The organism is Tabrizicola sp. (genome assembly GCF_030373185.1).
In the GTDB taxonomy this organism is placed as follows: Bacteria; Pseudomonadota; Alphaproteobacteria; order Rhodobacterales; family Rhodobacteraceae; genus Tabrizicola.
This window is the reverse complement of sequence record NZ_JAUCZH010000005.1, coordinates 65,744-84,674: the sequence shown is the minus strand read 5'-3', so window position 1 is coordinate 84,674 and position 18,931 is coordinate 65,744. Positions and strand designations below refer to the sequence as shown.

Annotated in this window: 20 protein-coding genes; 16 read left to right on the top strand and 4 right to left on the bottom strand. The window is 62.4% G+C overall.

The features are described 5' to 3' along the window. Position 1 precedes the first annotated feature (1 nt). Genes urtC through urtE form a run of 3 tightly spaced genes read left to right on the top strand, consistent with a single transcriptional unit; the run spans position 2 to position 2,753 of the window. Positions 2–1,306 carry an urea ABC transporter permease subunit UrtC gene (gene urtC / locus QUV21_RS11415; RefSeq protein WP_300855049.1) on the top strand — a complete coding sequence of 435 codons (1,305 nt, stop codon included), beginning with the start codon at positions 2–4 and terminating at the stop codon, positions 1,304–1,306. Beyond that, positions 1,303–2,046: an urea ABC transporter ATP-binding protein UrtD gene (gene urtD, locus QUV21_RS11410; protein ID WP_300855047.1), complete on the top strand. Its 744-nt coding sequence runs from the start codon at positions 1,303–1,305 to the stop codon at positions 2,044–2,046. The genes urtC and urtD overlap by 4 nt, the downstream gene beginning before the upstream one ends. 11 nt (positions 2,047–2,057) lie before the next feature. Continuing rightward, positions 2,058–2,753, top strand: a complete 696-nt coding sequence (gene urtE / locus QUV21_RS11405) for an urea ABC transporter ATP-binding subunit UrtE (protein ID WP_300855301.1) — start codon at positions 2,058–2,060, stop codon at positions 2,751–2,753. Here urtE and QUV21_RS11400 read toward each other — a convergent pair whose 3' ends face one another. Beyond that, positions 2,754–3,188, bottom strand: a complete 435-nt coding sequence (locus tag QUV21_RS11400) for a DMT family transporter (RefSeq protein WP_300855045.1) — start codon at positions 3,186–3,188, stop codon at positions 2,754–2,756. A 113-nt stretch (positions 3,189–3,301) separates the two neighbouring features. Between QUV21_RS11400 and QUV21_RS11395 the strand changes: the two genes are divergently transcribed. From QUV21_RS11395 to QUV21_RS11360, 8 genes are all read left to right on the top strand, one after another. After that, positions 3,302–4,210, top strand: a complete 909-nt coding sequence (locus tag QUV21_RS11395) for a LysR family transcriptional regulator (protein WP_300855043.1) — start codon at positions 3,302–3,304, stop codon at positions 4,208–4,210. Continuing rightward, the gene (locus QUV21_RS11390) at positions 4,207–5,439 is read left to right on the top strand and encodes a hypothetical protein (protein WP_300855041.1); all 1,233 of its coding nucleotides are present in this window, start codon (positions 4,207–4,209) and stop codon (positions 5,437–5,439) included. The genes QUV21_RS11395 and QUV21_RS11390 overlap by 4 nt, the downstream gene beginning before the upstream one ends. Further along, positions 5,384–6,541: an ABC transporter substrate-binding protein gene (locus QUV21_RS11385; protein ID WP_300855040.1), complete on the top strand. Its 1,158-nt coding sequence runs from the start codon at positions 5,384–5,386 to the stop codon at positions 6,539–6,541. Before QUV21_RS11390 ends, QUV21_RS11385 begins: the two co-directional genes overlap by 56 nt. Before the next feature lie 153 nt (positions 6,542–6,694). Next, on the top strand, positions 6,695–7,681 hold the full coding sequence (locus tag QUV21_RS11380) for an ABC transporter ATP-binding protein (RefSeq protein ID WP_300855038.1): 987 nt from the start codon (positions 6,695–6,697) through the stop codon (positions 7,679–7,681). A 217-nt stretch (positions 7,682–7,898) separates the two neighbouring features. Continuing rightward, positions 7,899–8,837 carry an ABC transporter permease gene (locus QUV21_RS11375; protein WP_300855037.1) on the top strand — a complete coding sequence of 313 codons (939 nt, stop codon included), beginning with the start codon at positions 7,899–7,901 and terminating at the stop codon, positions 8,835–8,837. Beyond that, a complete protein-coding gene (locus tag QUV21_RS11370) occupies positions 8,827–9,645 on the top strand; it encodes an ABC transporter permease (RefSeq protein ID WP_300855036.1) in 819 nt (272 codons plus the stop codon). Before QUV21_RS11375 ends, QUV21_RS11370 begins: the two co-directional genes overlap by 11 nt. A 12-nt stretch (positions 9,646–9,657) precedes the next feature. Continuing rightward, a complete protein-coding gene (locus QUV21_RS11365; RefSeq protein WP_300855035.1) occupies positions 9,658–11,100 on the top strand; it encodes a gamma-aminobutyraldehyde dehydrogenase in 1,443 nt (480 codons plus the stop codon). A gap of 152 nt (positions 11,101–11,252) precedes the next feature. Continuing rightward, positions 11,253–12,341, top strand: coding sequence for a Hint domain-containing protein (locus QUV21_RS11360; RefSeq protein ID WP_300855034.1), 1,089 nt, complete (start codon positions 11,253–11,255; stop codon positions 12,339–12,341). A 171-nt stretch (positions 12,342–12,512) separates the two neighbouring features. Here QUV21_RS11360 and QUV21_RS11355 read toward each other — a convergent pair whose 3' ends face one another. Continuing rightward, entirely contained in the window at positions 12,513–13,268 is a 756-nt protein-coding gene (locus tag QUV21_RS11355) for a cell cycle transcriptional regulator TrcR (RefSeq protein ID WP_300855300.1), read from the bottom strand. A 130-nt stretch (positions 13,269–13,398) separates the two neighbouring features. Between QUV21_RS11355 and QUV21_RS11350 the strand changes: the two genes are divergently transcribed. After that, positions 13,399–14,037: a ribonuclease T2 gene (locus QUV21_RS11350; protein ID WP_300855032.1), complete on the top strand. Its 639-nt coding sequence runs from the start codon at positions 13,399–13,401 to the stop codon at positions 14,035–14,037. A gap of 266 nt (positions 14,038–14,303) precedes the next feature. Here QUV21_RS11350 and QUV21_RS11345 read toward each other — a convergent pair whose 3' ends face one another. Both QUV21_RS11345 and QUV21_RS11340 read right to left on the bottom strand, forming a co-directional pair. Next, entirely contained in the window at positions 14,304–15,296 is a 993-nt protein-coding gene (locus QUV21_RS11345; RefSeq protein ID WP_300855031.1) for an NAD(P)H-quinone oxidoreductase, read from the bottom strand. A 31-nt stretch (positions 15,297–15,327) separates the two neighbouring features. Then, positions 15,328–15,999, bottom strand: coding sequence for a COQ9 family protein (locus tag QUV21_RS11340; RefSeq protein ID WP_300855029.1), 672 nt, complete (start codon positions 15,997–15,999; stop codon positions 15,328–15,330). A gap of 107 nt (positions 16,000–16,106) precedes the next feature. On the opposite strand from QUV21_RS11340, the gene rpsU reads away from it, so the two are divergent. From rpsU to QUV21_RS11320, 4 genes are all read left to right on the top strand, one after another. Next, positions 16,107–16,313, top strand: coding sequence for a 30S ribosomal protein S21 (rpsU, locus tag QUV21_RS11335; protein WP_008027119.1), 207 nt, complete (start codon positions 16,107–16,109; stop codon positions 16,311–16,313). 141 nt (positions 16,314–16,454) lie between these two features. Next, positions 16,455–17,468 carry an NAD-dependent epimerase/dehydratase family protein gene (locus tag QUV21_RS11330; protein ID WP_300855027.1) on the top strand — a complete coding sequence of 338 codons (1,014 nt, stop codon included), beginning with the start codon at positions 16,455–16,457 and terminating at the stop codon, positions 17,466–17,468. Between the two features lie 131 nt (positions 17,469–17,599). Then, positions 17,600–18,319 carry a Crp/Fnr family transcriptional regulator gene (locus tag QUV21_RS11325; RefSeq protein ID WP_300855026.1) on the top strand — a complete coding sequence of 240 codons (720 nt, stop codon included), beginning with the start codon at positions 17,600–17,602 and terminating at the stop codon, positions 18,317–18,319. A gap of 98 nt (positions 18,320–18,417) precedes the next feature. Continuing rightward, positions 18,418–18,885 (top strand): hypothetical protein, encoded by a 468-nt coding sequence (locus QUV21_RS11320; RefSeq protein WP_300855025.1) that lies wholly within the window; start codon positions 18,418–18,420, stop codon positions 18,883–18,885. Positions 18,886–18,931 lie beyond the last annotated feature (46 nt).

The window sequence follows — 18,931 nt, the reverse complement described above, 5'->3', positions numbered from 1 at the left end:
CATGACCTCGCCTTCATCTGTCCGGAAATATCCCACGGGGGGTGCGGGGGGTGTGAAACCCCCCGCCTTCACCGACAGCCCCAGCCTCTTCGCCCGCAACCCCTCGGTGCTGATCTTCATCGCCTGCCTTGCGGCCTTTACCCTTGCCGTGACGCTCATGTCCGAGGCTTTTGGTGCGGGCGTCATCTCCACCTCCTTCGTCAAGACGCTCGGCAAGACCCTTTGCCTTTGCCTCGTCGCGCTCGCGATGGACCTGATCTGGGGTTACGCCGGCATCCTGTCGCTTGGCCACATGGCCTTCTTCGCGCTTGGCGGCTACATGATCGGCATGTGGCTGATGTATGCCCGGACCGAGGAAATCGTGGTCACGGCGTTGTCGCAAGGTGGCCTGCCCGCAACGCCCGAAGAGATATCGCAAGGCATCGCCACCCAGATTTTCGGCGTCGTCGGCTCGTCCGACCTGCCGCTGATCTGGAGCTTGGCGCATTCCCTTCCGCTGCAACTCAGCCTCGCTCTGGCCGTCCCCGGCACCCTTGCCCTGGTCTTCGGCTGGCTGGCCTTCCGCAGCCGGGTGACTGGCGTCTACCTGTCGATCCTGACGCAGGCGATGACGCTGGCCCTGGCGCTTTACCTGTTCCAGAACGACTCTGGCCTGCGAGGCAACAACGGGCTTTCCGGCCTGCAAAATCTGCCGGGGCTTGATGGCACGTCGCAGGATATCGTCTCGATCTGGTTCTTCTGGGCCTCGGCTCTTGCCTTGGGCCTTGGTTACCTGACGCTTTCATGGGTCGTGTCCGGGAAGTTCGGATCAGTGATCCGGGCGATCCGGGACGATGAGGCGCGGGTGCGGTTTCTTGGCTACCCGGTCGAGGTCTACAAGCTGTTCCTGTTTACCCTGACTGCCCTGATCGCGGCAATCGCGGGAGTCCTTTACTACCCGCAGGCGGGCATCATCAATCCGGCGGAACTGGCACCCATCGCATCGATCTACCTTGCGGTCTGGGTCGCCATCGGCGGGCGCGGGCGGCTTTACGGCGCGGTGATCGGCGCGGCTTTCGTTTCGCTTCTGTCGTCGCTCTTCACCTCGGGCCGCCTGCCCGACATCGCCTTCGGGCCGGTGGCGCTGTCTTGGGTGAACTGGTGGCTGGTGATCCTTGGTCTTGCCTTCGTCGCCGTCACGCTTTTCGCGCCAAAGGGCATCGGCGGGCTTTTCGACCGGTTCCAGAACCTGCGCACACCAGACCGCAAGGGCGCGCCCCTTGGCCCTGATGACGGCAGCCTGCAAGAGCAGGAGGCGCAGCAATGACAGCCCTTCTGGAAGTGTCCGGCGTCTCTGTCACCTTCGACGGCTTCCGCGCGATCAACAATCTGTCCTTTTCGATCGGCGCGGCGGAGCTGCGCGCCATCATCGGCCCCAATGGCGCGGGCAAGACCACTTTCATGGATATCGTTACCGGCAAGACCCGCCCCGACGCCGGCACCGTCAGCTTTGGCGAACGGTCGCTGTCCCTGCTGGGCATGAACGAGGCGCAGATTGCGCGCGAGGGGGTCGGACGCAAGTTCCAGCGCCCCACCGTGTTTGAGGACCAGACCGTCGAGGCTAACCTGATCCTTGCCCTGAAAGCTCCACGCAGCCCTTGGCGTGTGCTGTTCTGTAAGCCAAGGCAATCCGATCTTGCCCGGGTCCGGGAACTGGCCGACGAGGTCGGTCTTGGCGATCATCTCCAACGCAAATCCGGCGAACTGAGCCATGGCCAGAAGCAATGGCTGGAAATCGCCATGCTTCTGGCGCAGGAACCGCGCCTGCTGTTGGTGGATGAGCCCGCCGCGGGCATGACACCGGCGGAACGCGAGCACACGACAGCGCTGCTGGTCAGCCTTGCCAAGACCCGCGCCGTGGTGGTGGTCGAACATGACATGGAGTTCATCCGACGCCTGAACTGCCGGGTGACAGTCCTGCACGAAGGCAGCGTGCTGGCGGAAGGCTCGCTTGATCACGTCACCCGCGATCCGCAAGTGATCAGCGTTTACCTGGGGCGCGGCTGATGTCCGATACCATGCTTGAAACCACCGGACTCACGCTGCATTACGGTGGCAGCCAGATCCTGCACGGCATCGACTTTGCCGCGAAAGCGGGCGAAGTGACCTGCATCATGGGGCCGAACGGCGTTGGCAAGACCTCGTTTCTGAAGGCGCTGGCGGGAACCCATCCACGGTCGGGCGGGCGGGTCACGCTGGACGGCGAGAGCCTGCCCGTGGCGCGCGCGCAAGACATGGCCCGGCGCGGGCTTTCGATCGTGCCGCAGGGCCGGATGATCTTCCCTCTCCTGACCGTGCGGGAGAACCTGGAAACCGCCTTCGCCGTCCTTCCCAAGGCCCAGCATCAGATCCCCGATGAGGTCTACACTCTGTTCCCGATCCTGAAATCCTTCCTGCATCGCCGGGGCGGAGACCTTTCCGGCGGCCAGCAACAGCAACTTGCCATCGCCCGGGCGCTGATCATGCAGCCCAAGGTCTTGCTTCTGGATGAGCCGACCGAAGGCATCCAACCCAACATCATCCAGCAGATCGGTGAGGTGGTCGACTATCTGAAGGGCAAGGGCAGCATGGCGATCATTCTGGTCGAACAATATTTCGACTTTGCATGGAACCGCGCCGATCAGGTCTATGTCTTCCGGCGTGGCGCAGTCGCCTTGCAGGGCCGCAAGTCGGACCTTGCCAAGGGCCAGCTTCACAAGGAGGTGTCGGTCTAGCTAGAACCGCGAAAGCACCAGCCCGGCCAGCACCAGCCCGGCCGCCGCAACCCGCGTCAGCGTGATCTCACGCACCGCCATGCCAAGGATCCCGGTTGTGTCGATGACCAGCGCGGCGGCCATCTGCCCGAAAACCATCGCCGCCACCAATGTCACCACGCCCAGGGTCGCAACCCCCCAGACCGAAGCGAACACAAACCAGGCACCCAGAAGTCCGCCGGCCAGCGTCCACATCGGCACCTGCCCCAGCTTCAGATAGGCGCCGCCCTGCCCTTGCAGCAGCGACACGCCAAACAGCGCCACGAACCCGACCGCAAAGGAAATCGCTGCCGCCGGAACCGGTGCGCCAAGCCCCCGACCCAAGGCTGCGTTGATCGGTGCCTGTACCGCAATCGCCACTCCGCCAAGGGCCACCGCCGCTATCGCCCACCACATGTCATCGCCTCCGAGGCTGTTTTTGGCATCAGATCATCCGGCGGGGCCGGCAACAACCCTTGCCCTGCGCACAGGTTCGGTCACATTGAGCACAGATCCAACTCTGGCACCCAATGGCCTTCACCTTTCGCCAACTGCAGTTCTTCGTCGCCGCCGCCGAGGCCGGTTCCGTTTCCGGTGCTGCACGGGCGCTGTCAATCAGCCAGTCTTCGGTCACGGAAGCGATCCGAAGCCTTGAAGACGACCTTGGCGTCAGCCTTTTCGACCGGCAGGCCCGCGGCCTGCTGATCACCCACAAGGGATCGGCCTTCCTGCGCCATGCCCGCAAGATCCTTGCCGATGTCGCGTCAGCCCGCACTGCCTTTCAGGCTGAAGCCGAGGCTGCCACCGGCCGTTTGTCGCTTGGCGTCACCAGCCTTGTCGCCGGTTACGTCCTTTCCGACATTCTGGCCCGCTATCGCCGCGCCTTTCCCCAGATCGAGATGAACGTGATCGAGGACAATGGCGACTACCTGCAACACCTGCTTATCGGGGGTGAACTGGACGTGGCCGTCCTTCTGACCTCGTCGGTCAAGGACCGTCTGGCGCTGAACGTCGAAACCCTCGTCGTCTCGCCCTACCGGCTGTGGTTGCCGCTTGGCCATCCGCTGGCGCAACAGGAAACCATCACGTTGGAGGAACTGGCCGGCCAGCCGCTGATCCAGCTTATGGTTGACGAGATCGAGGAATCCACCCGACGCCTGACTGCGGCCCTGCCCGTGAAGCCCGCGATTGCCTTCCGAACCCGGAGTGTGGAGGCGGTGCGATCCCTCGTCGCCACTGGCGCCGGGCTGGCGATCCTGCCCAGCCTGGTCTATCGACCCTGGTCGCTTGAAGGCGACCGGATCGAGATCCGCGATGTTTCGGGCGACCTGCCATCGGTGCAGGTCGGTCTGGCATGGCGCAAGGGCGCACCGCTGGGTGAGCCCGCTTTCAATTTTGTCCGCTCGGCCCAGATTGCCAGCACCGGAGGCGCATTATGAAGATCATTGTCCACATGGGCCAAAGCAAGACGGGAACCTCGTCCTTGCAAGAATCGCTGCATGCCGCCCCTGAGATGCTTCGCGCGCGCAAGGTGCTTTACCCCCGTTTTGGCCACAAGTATGTCGCCCACCATCTGCTTTTGGCGCTTTGCGGGTCCGCCAACCGCTTGCCGCCATGGAACCTGGACAGACTGGGTGGCCCCGAGGGTGCCGAAGCGGCCGCCCGGTCGGCCTGGCAAATGACCTGCGAGGATATTCGGCGCAATCCTCCTGAACTTCTGGTCCTGTCGAGCGAATACTTCATCAATCATCTGGATAGTGGCGGAAAGGCCCGGCTCGCAGCGCTTCTGTCAAGGCTTTCCAGCGACATCACCCCGGTGCTTTATGTCCGGCATCCGGTCGACCATTATCGAGCCCGATTGCAGCAAGCGCTGAAGCACGGTGACCGGCGCTGCGTTCCGGTAAGCGGCAATCTGAAGGGAGCAATCCTGGACACGGAAGCGGCTTTTGGCCGCAAACCAGAGCTTGTGGCCTTTGACCGGCGAACGCTGCACGGCCGCGACATCGTCTGTGACTTCGCCACGCGCTTTCTGGCACCCTGGATACAAGCCACCGACCTGCCAAGCCTGAATACCAATGTCGGCTTGTCCGCCGAAGCGTTGGTTCTGATGGCTCAGTTGCGCGCCGAAGCTGGCGGAACCTACGAAGCCTCGCGTCAGGTTTCCAACCTGATTCCCAAGCTTGAAGCCCTTGATCGAAGCGATCCCCCGGCCCAGTCCTTGACCCTGTTGCCCGAGGTGGCCGAGGCCGCCCTGCGCTCTGCCACCAATCATCTCTGGCTGGCCAGGACGGGTCAGTTGCAGATTCCGGGGCTTGACCTCGACAGGATCGACGGGGCCTCCCCACCGGAATGGATGGCAACTGTGCCGTCCCAGAATCTGTTCCACCATGATCCAGAACGGCTGAATCGCCTGCGGATCTCGATTGAACAGCTTCGAGCAAGGGCCTCGTCAGCCAATCGATCAGGCAAGCCATCGGAAAATCCGATACTACGCATCCGCGATTTGTTATTGCGATTCCTGCTGCGGAAACTAGCCTCGTCGCAGGACCGGACCACCGGCGCTGTGCCGACTCGAGAAAACCCCGTTCGGCGCTCATCACAGGGAGATCGCAATGAAAACCACTCGACTGATGGCAACTTCGATACTGGCGCTGGTGACCGGCCTTAGCCCCGTCCTTGCCCAGGTTACCGCAATCGGCGCGCCGGAAGGTCAGGTGAATATCGTCGCCTGGCCCGGATATATCGAACGCGGCGAGACGATGGCCGAATTCGATTGGGTGACCAAGTTCGAGGAAGCCTCGGGCTGCAAGGTCAACGTCAAGACCGCCAACACCTCGGATGAAATGGTCGCCCTGATGAACGAAGGCGGGTTTGACCTTGTCACCGCTTCGGGCGATGCGTCGTTGCGCCTTGTGGCAGGCGACCGGGTGCAACCGATCAACATCGACCTCATCCCCTCATGGTCGACCGTGGACGACCGCCTGAAATCAGCGCCATGGCATACGGTCGATGGCGTCCACTACGGCGTTCCCTACATGTGGGGGCCGAACGTCCTGATGTACAACACCGAGGTATTCCCCGAACCGCCAACCTCGTGGAACGTGGTGTTCGAGGAAATGACTCTGCCCGACGGAAAGTCGAACAAGGGGCGCGTCCAGGCCTATGATGGCCCGATCCATGTGGCCGACGCGGCGCAGTACCTGATGTTCCACAAGCCGGAACTGGGCATCACCTCTCCCTACGAACTGAACGACGAACAGTACAAGGCCGCGCTTGATCTGCTGCGTGTTCAACGCAACCTGACCAGCCGCTACTGGCACGACGCGTTCATCCAGATGGATGACTTCAAGAACGAAGGCGTTGTGGCATCCGGTTCCTGGCCGTTTCAGGTCAATCTGCTGAAGGGCGAAGGCCAGCCCATCGCATCGGTGATCCCGCAGGAAGGGGCGACCGGCTGGGCCGATACCACGATGATGCATGTGAACGCAGCCAACCCGAACTGCTCGTATCTCTGGATGGAACATTCGCTGGCCTCCAACCTGCAATCCGACCTTTCGGTCTGGTTCGGGGCCAACCCCTCGGTTCCCGCTGCCTGCACCGACGGGCGCGGCATGCAAACGGCCGAAGGCTGCACCGCAAACGGTCTGGACGATTTCGAGAAGATCCGCTTCTGGACCACCCCTGTGTCCAATTGCAGCCAGGGTGAAAACGTCTGCGTGCCGTATTACCGCTGGGTGTCGGACTACATCGGCGTGATCGGCGGCCGCTGAGCGCGACCACCTGAAACGCGCCCCCACCCCTCCCCGCGAAGGAGAGGGGGCGCTTGACCCAACCCGCCGCGCACCCGGCTGACCTCTGCGCCTCCCTCTCCCCTTGTGGGGGGAGGGCTGGGGTTGGGGGGCCTCCAATGACAAGAACTCCGCATGACCTCTGCCGTCGAATTTCAGAACGTTTCCCGTCACTTCGGCCAGGTCAAGGCGGTCGACGGCGTGGACCTGACCATTGCAGAAGGGTCATTCTTCGCAATGCTTGGGCCGTCCGGGTCCGGCAAGACCACCTGCCTGCGCCTGATCTCGGGCTTTGAAAAACCCACGAATGGCCAGATCCGGATCTTCGGCGAGGATGTGTCGAACACCCCGCCACATCTGCGCAACGTGAACACGGTGTTTCAGGACTATGCGCTGTTTCCGCATCTGAACGTCCGCGACAACGTGGCCTACGGGCTGATGGTCAAGGGCGTGGCCCGCGGCCAGCGCCACGCCAAGGCCGAGGAAATGCTGGCCCTCGTCAAACTGGACGGTTACGGCGACCGCAAACCGGCGCAGCTTTCCGGTGGCCAGCGACAACGCGTGGCTCTTGCGCGCGCGCTGGTGAACGAACCCCGCGTGCTCTTGCTGGACGAACCGCTCGGCGCGCTGGACCTGAAACTGCGCGAGGCGATGCAGGATGAGTTGAAGGCGTTGCAACACCGGCTTGGGCTGACTTTCGTCTTCGTGACCCACGACCAGCACGAAGCCCTGTCCATGGCCGACCATCTGGCGGTGTTCAACGAAGGAAGGATCGCCCAGATCGGCACCCCGCAAGATATCTATGACCGCCCTGCCACCCGCTTTGTCGCAGATTTCGTCGGTTCTTCGAACGTCTTGCCACCTGCGCTGACCCGCGCCTTTGGCGGACCCGAACAGTGGGCAAGCCTCCGCCCCGAAATCACCCGCCTGGCCGCTGCCGGTCCGGTCACCGGCACCGTTACCGCATTGCGCTACCTTGGTTCCGGTACCCGCGTGGTGATCCGCACCGGTGAGACCGAAATCGCAGCTCTTGTCCCGTCCGGCCAGCCGGTCCCTGCTGAAGGGACAACCACCGCCATCGCCTTCGACCCGCAGGCCCTTCACCTGATGGGGGAAACCTGATGCGTGCTGCCCGGACCCAGCGTCACAGGGGGCGCCGCCCCCTCGGGCTTCGCCCTCTCCCCCGGGATATTTGGGGACAGATGAAAACCCCTGGCCGTTTCATCTGTCCAGAAAATATCCCCGCCGGAGGCTTCAGCATCGGCCGCAAGTGTCACCTTTCGGAAAGGGACGCCAAGAATTCTTTCTGCAAGAATTTTGGCCCATCCGGGGCATGCCGATGACCACCTCTGCGATTCTTCCTGCCAAGGGTTCTGCCGACCGGCTCACCGGCACCTTCTGGCGGCGCCCAAATCTGCTGCTTTTGCTGCTCGTCACCCCGCCGCTGCTGTGGCTTGGTGTGGTCTATCTTGGGTCGCTCGCTGCACTTCTGCTTCAGTCGTTCTACTCGATCGACGAGTTCTCCGGCGTGGTGAAAGAGGAGTTTACCCTCAAGACCTATGCCGAATTGTTCCGCGCCCAAAACCTGGACATCATCCTGCGCACCGTGGTCATGGCCGCCGCCGTTACCCTGACCTGCGCCATCCTTGCCTTTCCCATCGCCTATTACGCCGCCCGCTTTGCAAAGGGTCACTGGAAAGCGGCCTTCTATCTGGGCGTCATGCTGCCGTTGTGGTCCAGCTATCTGGTCAAGGTTTACGCCTGGAAGCTGATCCTTGCGAAAGAGGGCGTGCTGACCTGGGCGGCAGACGGCACCGGCACGGGTTTTGTGATCGAAGGCCTGCTCTCGGTACCCGGGCTGGAGGGCTCATCGCTCTCCACTTCGCCCTTCGGCACCTTTCTGGTCTTTGTCTATATCTGGCTACCCTACATGATCCTGCCGATGCAGGCGGCCCTTGAACGGGTGCCAACCTCGATGCTGGAAGCCTCGGCCGACCTTGGGGCAACGCGACGACAGACATTCCGCACGGTGATCCTGCCCTTGGCCATGCCGGGCGTGATCGCCGGATCGATCTTCACCTTTTCGCTGACCTTGGGTGATTACATCATCCCCCAGATCGTCGGGAACAGCGCCCGCTTCATCGGGCTTACGGTCTATCAGCTGCAAGGCACAGCCGGGAACATCCCGCTTGCCGCCGCCTTTGCCGTCGTGCCGATCATCATAATGCTGATCTATCTGACGCTGGCCAAACGCGCGGGGGCTTTCGATGCGCTCTGACGCCAGAAACGATGGGCCGTCGCTCTTGTTGAAGATCACCGCCATCGGGGGACTTCTGTTCCTTCACCTGCCGATCCTGTTCATCTTCCTTTATGCCTTCACGACCGAGGAACGGACCTACCAGTTCCCGCCCCCCGGCCTCACAACCAAATGGTTCGCCGTCGCATGGAACCGCCCCGACATCTGGCCGCCGCTGTTCCTGTCGATAAAGGTTGCCGCCATTGCCACCGTCATGGCGATGATCCTTGGCACCCTTGCCGCCGCCGCCATGTCGCGCGCGCGGTTCTTCGGGCGTGACCAGCTGTCCTTGCTGATCATCCTGCCGATCGCGCTGCCGGGGGTCATCACCGGGATGAGCTTGCGGTCGGCCTTCGGGATCATGGATATCCCGTTTTCCACCTGGACCATCGTTCTGGGCCACGCGACCTTCTGCATCGTCATCGTCTACAACAATGCCGTTGCACGGATGCGCCGCCTTTCCGGCGGCATCATGGAGGCGTCAGCCGACCTTGGGGCCAACAGCTTTCAGACCTTCCGTTACATCCTGATGCCGAACCTCGGCTCTGCCCTTCTGGCCGGCGGGATGCTCGCCTTTGCGCTGTCGTTCGACGAAGTGATCGTCACCACCTTCACCGCAGGCCAGCAATCCACCCTGCCGATCTGGATGTTGAACGAGCTTGTCCGCCCGCGCCAGCGCCCCGTGACCAATGTCGTCGCCATCGTGGTCTTTGCCGCCACCTTCGTGCCGATCCTCATCGCCTACTACCTCACCCGCGGCGGGTCCGAGACCGCCGGCATGGGCAAATAACGGAGCACCCTCATGGACACGCTTTCCACCATCGACACCGCACTTCTGATCGGCTCTGCCTTCGAAGCCGGACAAGAGGCGAAGGAACCGGTCCTCAACCCCCGCACCGGCGCGTTGATCCTTGAGGTGCCGGAAGCCTCGACCGCGCAGGTTGACCGCGCCGTCGCCGCCGCGCGCAAGGCGTTCGAGACATGGAGCAGAACCACCCCCGCCGAACGCTCGGCGGCATTGTTGCGCATCGCCGACCGGATCGAGGCCGAGGCCGACGCCTTCGCCGCCCTGGAGGCGCTGAACTGCGGCAAGCCGATCAACGCCGCCCTGAATGACGAAATCCCCGCCATCGTCGATTGCTATCGCTATTTTGCAGGGGCGGTCCGTTGCCAGCACGGCACCGTGGCCGGCGAATACCTGTCAGGCCATACCAGCATGATCCGGCGTGATCCGGTGGGCATCGTCGCCTCGATTGCGCCGTGGAATTACCCGTTGATGATGATGGCCTGGAAGCTTGGTCCCGCCATTGCGGGCGGCAATACCGTGATCTTCAAGCCCAGCGAACAGACCCCGCTGACCGCCCTGAAGATGGCTCGCATTCTGGCCGACGAACTGCCCGAAGGTGTGGTCAACGTCATCGCTGGGCGCGGCCATACGGTCGGAAGCTACCTGATCAACCATCCACAGGTGGACATGATCAGCCTGACCGGCGACGTGGCGACCGGCAAGAAGATGCTGGATGCCGCCGCCAAGACCGTGAAACGCACCCATCTGGAACTGGGTGGCAAGGCACCGGTCATCGTCTTTGATGACGCCGATATTTCCGAGGTCGTCGAAGGCCTGCGCGCCTTCAGCTTTTACAACGCCGGGCAGGACTGCACCGCTGCCTGCCGGGTCTATGCCGGCAAGAAGGTCTATGACAATCTGGTGGCCGACCTGACCTCTGCCGCCGCCTCGATCACCTTGGCGGCCGAAGATGACAGCACCAACGAAATCGGCCCCCTGATCAGCCAGCGCCAGCGCGACCGCGTTGCCAGCTTCGTCAACCGCGCGCGCGAGTTGAACCATGTGCAGATCACCACCGGGGGCGAGGCGATGGATCAGGGCTTTTACTACCGCCCCACCGTCGTGGCAGGTGCCAAGCAGGATGACGAGATTGTCCGGCGTGAGGTGTTCGGTCCCGTCGTGTCTGTCACCCCTTTCTCCGACGTTGAGGATGCCGTGGCATGGGCCAATGACAGCGACTATGGCCTGGCCTCATCAGTCTGGACCAAGGACGTGGGCCGGGCCATGGCCACGGCCGCCCGCCTTCGCTACGGCTGCACCTGGGTCAACACGCATTTCATGCTGACCAACGAAATGCCGCACGGGGGCCTGAAGCAATCCGGTTACGGCAAGGACATGTCAGCTTACGCACTGGAGGATTACACCGTGGTCCGGCATGTGATGGTCAAGCACGGGTGACAGGCAAGGAGGATGCGCGGCGGGCAATGGCGCAGGAATGAGCAAGTCGCCTGACCCTTCAAGGTGGCGGCTGGACCAGTCTTAACGATTTACTTGGACTTTTGCGTCTTCTTGGACCTGGCCTTGTGGCCAGATCAACCTGAGCGTCCGCCATGCCCCCACCCACGAACATCATCTTCAACGGCACGTTTGATTTGAGGGGTGCCGGATGGTCCGGCACAGATCTTGAAACCAGCCATACCGAATCCGCTTATTTCGGCAATGGATCCACCAACAGAGTTGCCGAGATGGACGGCCAAAGGGGCCAGACAACCATCATGCAGCAGGTTGTCGCCATTGGCGCACCGATCCAAACGGAACTCACCTTCGTTGCCGGGCTACGCAATGGACTCTCCCGCAACGCCGGGGAAGGATTCCGTGTCGATATCCTGGACAGCGATGGCGTTGTCATTGCCACGTCCACCATCCTGCCGACAACCGTAGGCTCCTATACATCCTACTCCATCCCGGTGAACTTCACGACGGCGGGGGATTACACCGTTCGATTCACGGAACTTGGACGGAACGATTCGACCGGCGCAATTGTCGACAACATCTCGATGCTGGTCTGCTTTGCCGGACAGACTGTGATCGACACACCCACCGGCGGGAAACCCGCAATAGATGTCCAGATCGGCGACCTTGTCACCACCGAAAGTGGCACAGCTCAGGTCAGATGGGTTGGGCGGCGGCGGGTCACGGCGGCGGACATGGCCGCGAATGACAAACTGCGCCCGGTCAGGATCTGCGCCGGAGCACTTGGCCGGGGCTTGCCTCGCGCGGATCTCAGGGTCTCCCGACAGCACCGGATGCTGGTCAGCTCTCCCATCTGCCAGCGCATGTTCGGCCACAGTGACATACTGGTGTCGGCGCTCAAGCTGACCGCGCTTCCCGGCATCTACATCGATGATCAGGTTTCACAGATCGACTATGTTCACCTGCTGTTCGATCAGCACGAGGTGGTTTTCGCCGAAGGGGCGCCCAGCGAAAGCCTGCTCTTGCACGCCGAGGCACTTTCGGCCCTCTCACCCGAGGCGCTGGAAGAAATCCGGCTGATCTTCCCGGAAATCGACGCCGGGCCTGATCGCTTTCCAAGGGCAAAGCTGATCCCGAAGGGAAGCCAGCAGACCCGCGTGGCCGAGCGTATGCTCAGAAACGATCGTTCGCCACTTGAAGCCCTGAGCTGCCCCAAGCTTTGCTAGGGTGGGCTTCCACGCCACCAACCGGTCCGGCCATCCGGTCCATTTGGCGAATGCCCACAGCCAGTCCATTGCGTCAGTCGTGGTTGGCTTGCTATCCCGACAGGGGACAGCCCAAAACAAAACCCCGGCCACGAAGGACCGGGGTTCGGGTGTTTCCGGTTCTGTCCGGCCTTAACGGCGGCGGCCGGTGTCTTCTTCGTCCTCATCATCGTCATGCCCGCCTGCCGGCAGGTTGAAGAAGCTTTCCGCATCGGAAAAGTCGCCGGCCGGACGGTCGTCCTTGTCGTCGTCGCCAAAGACTTCCAGCCCGGTCGGCACCTTCGGCGCTGGATCCATGCCAAGCGACTGTTCGGTTGACACCAGCTTGCGCCGTTCATCATCCGACATCACCACGCCATCGGCAGCCTTCTTGCGGGCAGCGGCCTGCACGGCGGTATCGAGTTCCGACTGTTTGCACAGACCCAGCGCGACCGGGTCGATCGGCTGGATGTTCGAGATGTTCCAGTGGCTGCGTTCGCGGATCGACTGGATCGTGGGTTTCGTGGTGCCGACCAGCTTGCCAATCGCGCCATCCGAAAGCTCCGGGTGGAACTTGACCAGCCACAGGATCGCGGCCGGGCGGTCCTGACGCTTGGACAGGGGCGTATAGCGCGGTCCGCGACGCTTTTCCTCGCCCACCGCGGCGGCGTTGAACTTCAGCTTCATGCGGTAAAGCGGATCGGCCTGCGCGCGGTCAATCTCGACCGGGTCAAGCTGGTTATTGGCGATCGGGTCAAAACCCTTCACCCCACCGGCCACGTCCCCGTCGGCAATGCCTTGCACCTCAAGCTCGTGCAGCCCGCAGAAGTCGGCGATCTGGGCAAAGCTGAGGGTCGTGTTGTCCACCAGCCAGACGGCGGTGGCCTTGGCCATGAGCGGCTTTGACATCGACATCGGATCTCTCCTTTACAAATCTCTCCCGGGCCGGGAAAACGGCGGCGGGCGGACCCGCGAGTTCCACGTTTTCTGGGAATTCACCTGCCCATATAGGGCCTGTTGGCAAGAAGGAAAAGCGGAAATGCGCCGGATCCTTGTGGCTCTCGCGGCTTTGTGCTGGGCATCCGGTGCGGGTGCCGACGGTGAACGTGCGGGCGCGTTCGATTACTATGTCTTGTCGCTGTCATGGTCGGCGGCATGGTGCGCGCTGGAGGGCGACGCGAGGCGCGATCCGCAGTGCGACGCGGGCAAGGGGGTGACCTTTGTTCTGCACGGGCTATGGCCACAGCACGAGACGGGCTGGCCGTCCTGGTGCCGCACGGGCGAACGTGATCCGTCGCGGGCGATGACAGCGGCCATGACAGATATCATGGGCGGCGCGGGGCTCGCTTTCTATCAGTGGAAGAAACACGGCCGCTGCTCCGGCCTTTCGGCCGAGGCCTATTTTCAGACAACGCGGCAGGCCTTTGAAACAGTTGTCATTCCAGACCTGTTCCATGCTGTCTCGCGTCCGTTGACCCTGCCCGCCAGCGTGATTGAAGACGCTTTTCTGGAAGCAAACCCCGGTCTGTCGGCTGACCAGATCACCATCACCTGCAAGTCGGGCCTGATTCAGGAGGCACGGATCTGCCTGACCAAGGATCTTGCCCCACGGCGCTGCGGCGCGGATGTGATCCGCGACTGCCGACTGTCGGATGCTGTGCTTGAGCCGGTTCGATGAGATGTGGCGGGATCGGAACCGTGGAAACAGGATCGAGGGGAAGAACAGGGAAAAGGACTTGTTAAAATACCCGGTGCCGGGGCAACTGGGGAACTGCCGGTCGGCCTAGTCATGGATCGAACTACCCGATCCCGCCTGACCAACACCTAGCAAACCCAATCTGCGGTTGCGCGTGAAAGAACCGTCAATCCGCAAAGGATGCGTCATTTACGCGTCAAGCGGCAGATTGCCGGGGCGGTCGCTGGCGGTGCCAAAGCCCGCCGACCTCAGCCCTCGACCCGAAGAACGATCTTGCCGACATGCCCTTCCGCCTCGATCCGCCAATGGGCGGCGGCGGCTTCTGCAAGCGCAAACTCGCTGTCCATGACCACGCGCAGAGCGCCACGTTCAATCATTGGCCAGACATGCGTTTCCACCTCACGGGCAATCCGCGCCTTGGCAAGGTCGGACTGCGGGCGGAGCGTGGACCCGGTGAAGGTCAGCCGCCGGGTCATCACCTCGGCCAGATTGATCGTCACTTTCGGGCCTTGCAGGAATGCGATCTGCACCAGACGACCATCATCAGCCAAGGCCTTGATATTGCGTTCGATATATGGGCCGCCGACCATGTCGAGGATCAGGTTCGCCCCACCCTCAGACTTCAGCACCGGCACAAAATCATCTGTCCGGTAGTTCAGCGCGACTTCGGCGCCAAGGTCGCGACAGACCGCGCATTTTTCATCCGATCCGGCAGTTGTGAAAACCCGCGCGCCAAGGGCCCTGGCAATCTGGATGGCTGTGGTGCCGATGCCGGATGTGCCGCCATGGACAAGAAACCGCTCCCCCGCGCTTAGCCCGCCCCGCATCACCATGTTGGACCATACGGTATAGCAGGTTTCCGGCAGGCAGGCAGCTTCACGCAGGGAAAGGCCGCGCGGGATGGGCAGGGCATGCGCCTCATGGGTGACCGCATATTCGGCATAGCCTCCGCCCGGCAAAAGCGCACAGACCTGATCCCCGATCTGCCAGCGCGATACGCCCGGCCCGACCTCGACCACCGTGCCGGAACATTCCAGCCCCGGCAAAGGCGAGGCTGACGGCGGCGGCGCATAGGCCCCGGCGCGTTGCAGCGCATCGGGGCGGTTCACCCCGGCATAGGCGACGCGGATGATGATCTGGCCATGCCCCGGCACCGGAACCGGCACCGAACAGGGGGTCAGGACATCCGGTCCACCGGGGACCGAGATTTCGACGGCAAGCATGCTGTGGGAAAGTGTCATGTCTTCCTTGGTCTTTCCGCTGAAAGTTATCTCAGCCCTGATGGCGGCCGGGCAGGTCGTCCGGCAGTTTTGGCGCACGAATGCTTTCCATGATCTTTACCGGCCCCGCCATGATCGCCTTGCCCAGCGGATTTTCCCGCATGGACGCCTTCAGCTTTTCCACCTGCATCACGCCATCGATCCGGCGGTCAAGGAATTCCCACGTCGCGTGGTGGCCGTCCGAGGTATCGCCCAGCCAGTATAGCACCGTCGCGCCATAGACCGCCGAAAGCGTGGCGCGCTTGGTATACCAGTTCAGGTCTTGCGAAGTATCGCCCAGCGCCGTCCAGATCTTGTCAGCCGTTCCCCAGACCGCCTTTGCCCCGTCGCCCGCATATTGCGGCAGCGAAAACAGGGTGGAGCCACGCCGCACCAGTTCCTGATCTGCCAGTTCCAGCCTTGTGCGGATGGCAGTGGCGATCCGGTCGCGGTAGCGTTGGGCGGTCAGGTCCATCGCGGCCAGACGGGCCATCATTTCCGCATCCCCTCGCGCATGATAGGCCAGCGCCAGATCGACCCCGCCGCGCGGGAAAAGCGCCCGCGCAAGGCCGGCATCCACCCCGCATTCCGCCGCCGCCGCGCGCAGGGTCTTTTCCGACCAGCCGTCAAAAGGCACATGAACCAGCGCCGCGTCCAGCACCCGGTCTTTCGTGTCATCGGTCATCAGAGCCTCCATTCCGGCTTTGGTGGACAAGCCACCCTCGCTTTGTTATAGGGCGCGGGCCTGCACAAGTCAGTGCAACTTTAACCTAGGAAGGTGGTGACAACCACATGCAGGTCAGCGTCCGCGACAATAACGTCGAACAGGCTCTCCGTGCTCTGAAGAAAAAACTTCAGCGCGAAGGGGTGTTTCGGGAAATGAAGCTCAAGCAACATTTCGAGAAGCCCTCCGTCAAGAAAGCACGCGAACAGGCCGAAGCCGTTCGCCGCGCGAGGAAACTCGCCCGGAAGAAGCTTCAGCGTGAAGGCGGCCTCTAAGGCGTCAGCGAAGCTGGGGTAGCGATACCCGCCCGATCAACCCCCGTCCCTCAAAGGCCGGGGGTTTTTCATTGCAGACAAGGCCTTGACATCTGATTGCCGGAAGAAGAACGCCTGATCCATGCAAGGAGAAGCAGGCCCATGCGCACCGTCCTGATCACCGGCACCGCCGGCTTCATCGGCTTTCATCTGGCGCAACTGATGCTGAAAGAGGGCTTTCGCGTCGTTGGCTATGACGGGATGACCCCCTATTACGACGTGGCGCTGAAGCGGCATCGGCACCAGATCCTGCTGCAATCGCCCGGCTTTTCCTGTGATGAGGGGATGCTGGAAGACATGCCCCGGCTTCAGGCCCTGTGCGAACGGGAACGACCCGAGGTGATCATTCACCTCGCGGCTCAGGCCGGGGTGCGCTACTCGCTGGAGAACCCCCGGTCCTATGTCGAATCAAACCTGATCGGCGCGTTCAACGTCATGGAATGTGCGCGGGTGCTTGGGGTTGAGCATCTCTTGATGGCCTCCACATCCTCGGTCTACGGCGCGAATACCGACATGCCCTTTGCCGAAACGCAGAAGACCGCGCATCCGCTGACGCTTTATGCCGCCACGAAAAGCGCGAATGAGGCGATGGCCCATTCCTATGCCCATCTGTGGTCGCTGCCGACCACCATGTTCCGTTTCTTCACCGTCTACGGGCCATGGGGGCGGCCCGACATGGCGCTGTTCAAGTTCGTTCGTGCCGCCTTGGCCGGAGAGCCGATCGACGTCTACAACAACGGGCAGATGGCGCGTGACTTCACCTATGTCGCCGATCTGGTGCGCGGCATCCGGCTGCTTGTCGATCAGCCCCCGGTCCGGCCCGAAACACCCGGTGCCATTGCCGAGGGCGACAGCCTCAGCCCCGTGGCCCCGTTCCGCACGGTGAACATCGGCAACAGCACCCGCGTGCCACTGATGGATTTCATCACCGAGATCGAGCGGGCGCTGGGGATGGATATCCGAAAGAACTTCATGGAGATGCAGAAGGGCGATGTCCCCGAAACCTGGGCCGATTGCGGCCTTTTGCAGAAACTGACCGGTTATCGCCCTGAAACGTCGGTTCATGATGGTGTGGCGGCCTTCGTCGCATGGTATCGCGACTACTACCGGGTCTGAGACCTCCTCTGTCGCAAACTCCGTCAGGCTGGGGGCGGTTGACCTTGGGCTCTGTCCCGGCAGACTGTTGCGGGTGCTTGAAAACATGAACTGCATTTGACCCTCCCCCCCTGTTCTGCACGAGCCCAGAGATGCAAACCAAACCCGCCACTTCGGACGATCAGATCCGGAAAGACCGTGCCGTCTGGCGTTCGTTTCCGATCTTCCGCGCCGCTGATGATGACGTTCTGGCCGAATTGCCACGGGTCGCCCTTCGCCGCCGCTGGAACGCTGGCGAGGTCATTTTCGAGAAGGGAGATCCGGGCGACTTCATGTTGGCCTTGACCCAGGGCCGGATGAAACTGTCAAACCTGTCCCAGAATGGCCGCGAGCTTTTGATCCGCATTGCAGAGGCGGGCGATCTGGTCGGGGAAATTGCCTGCCTGGACGGCGCGGAACGCAGCAGCGCCGCAACCGCAGTCACCCGGGTCGAGGCACTGGTGCTGTCACGCAAGGACTATCGTGAGATAGCCTCCCGCTTTCCGGCCCTGCATGAGGCCGCCATCGGTCATCTTGGCGCCCTGTTGCGCGGCACGAATGACCGGCTGGAATCTGTCTCGCTTTACCAGTTGCACGCCAGATTTGCCCGGTTCCTGCTGTTTTCCCTGCACCAGATGAACGGCGAAGATCTGGAAGCGTTCGAAATGCTTGGTCTGAATGTGAACCAGACCGATCTGGGGCTTCTGGTCGGGGCCAGCCGTCCGAAGCTGAACCGGATGCTACAGGAATTTCGCGAACTGGGCGTGCTGGAACAGGACGGCACCGTCTGGCGCTGCAATGTGGCTGCCCTTCGCCAGATTGCCGAAGAATAATCCGGCGTGCAGGGCCTGTAACCGGGGGAACAGCCAGACGGTGCGGAAGACTTCATGGTGATCTCATCAGCCGGACAACGATCCGGCGGCGAAATCAGATGGAGACCACCGACATGCACCTGTTCAACGCACAAACCGTCGCCGCCCTCTTCGGTTCCCGCCTCGACAAGGCGGCGCAGGCTGACAGGGCAGCACATTCCGAAACGATGACCGAAAGAGAGATGTTTACTGCGCTTGCGGCTGAGCTTGCCAAGACAGCCCGTCAGCGCCGCCGCATCAGCATGCTTGGCCGCCTGCGGTCGCTTTTGTCCGGCCTGCTGGACCGCGCATTCCGCACCCAGCGCGAAAACCGACGCCAGGCCGACCTTATCGAGCGGCTGGAGGCCTTTCCGCCCTATCTACTGCAAGACATTGGCGTAAGCCGCGAAACCGATGGACGCCTGGTCGTCAAGACCGAGTTTGGCCAGATCCAGGAACTCTTTCCCGCCTCCGGCCCGAAGCACCAGGCAAAGGCCCATGAGGCGAAAGAGACCCGCGAAGCGCGCGCCGCCTTCGCCGGGGAGTAAGGTCCGCATTCAATATCCATCCGGGGCAACCGCAACACTGACCGCC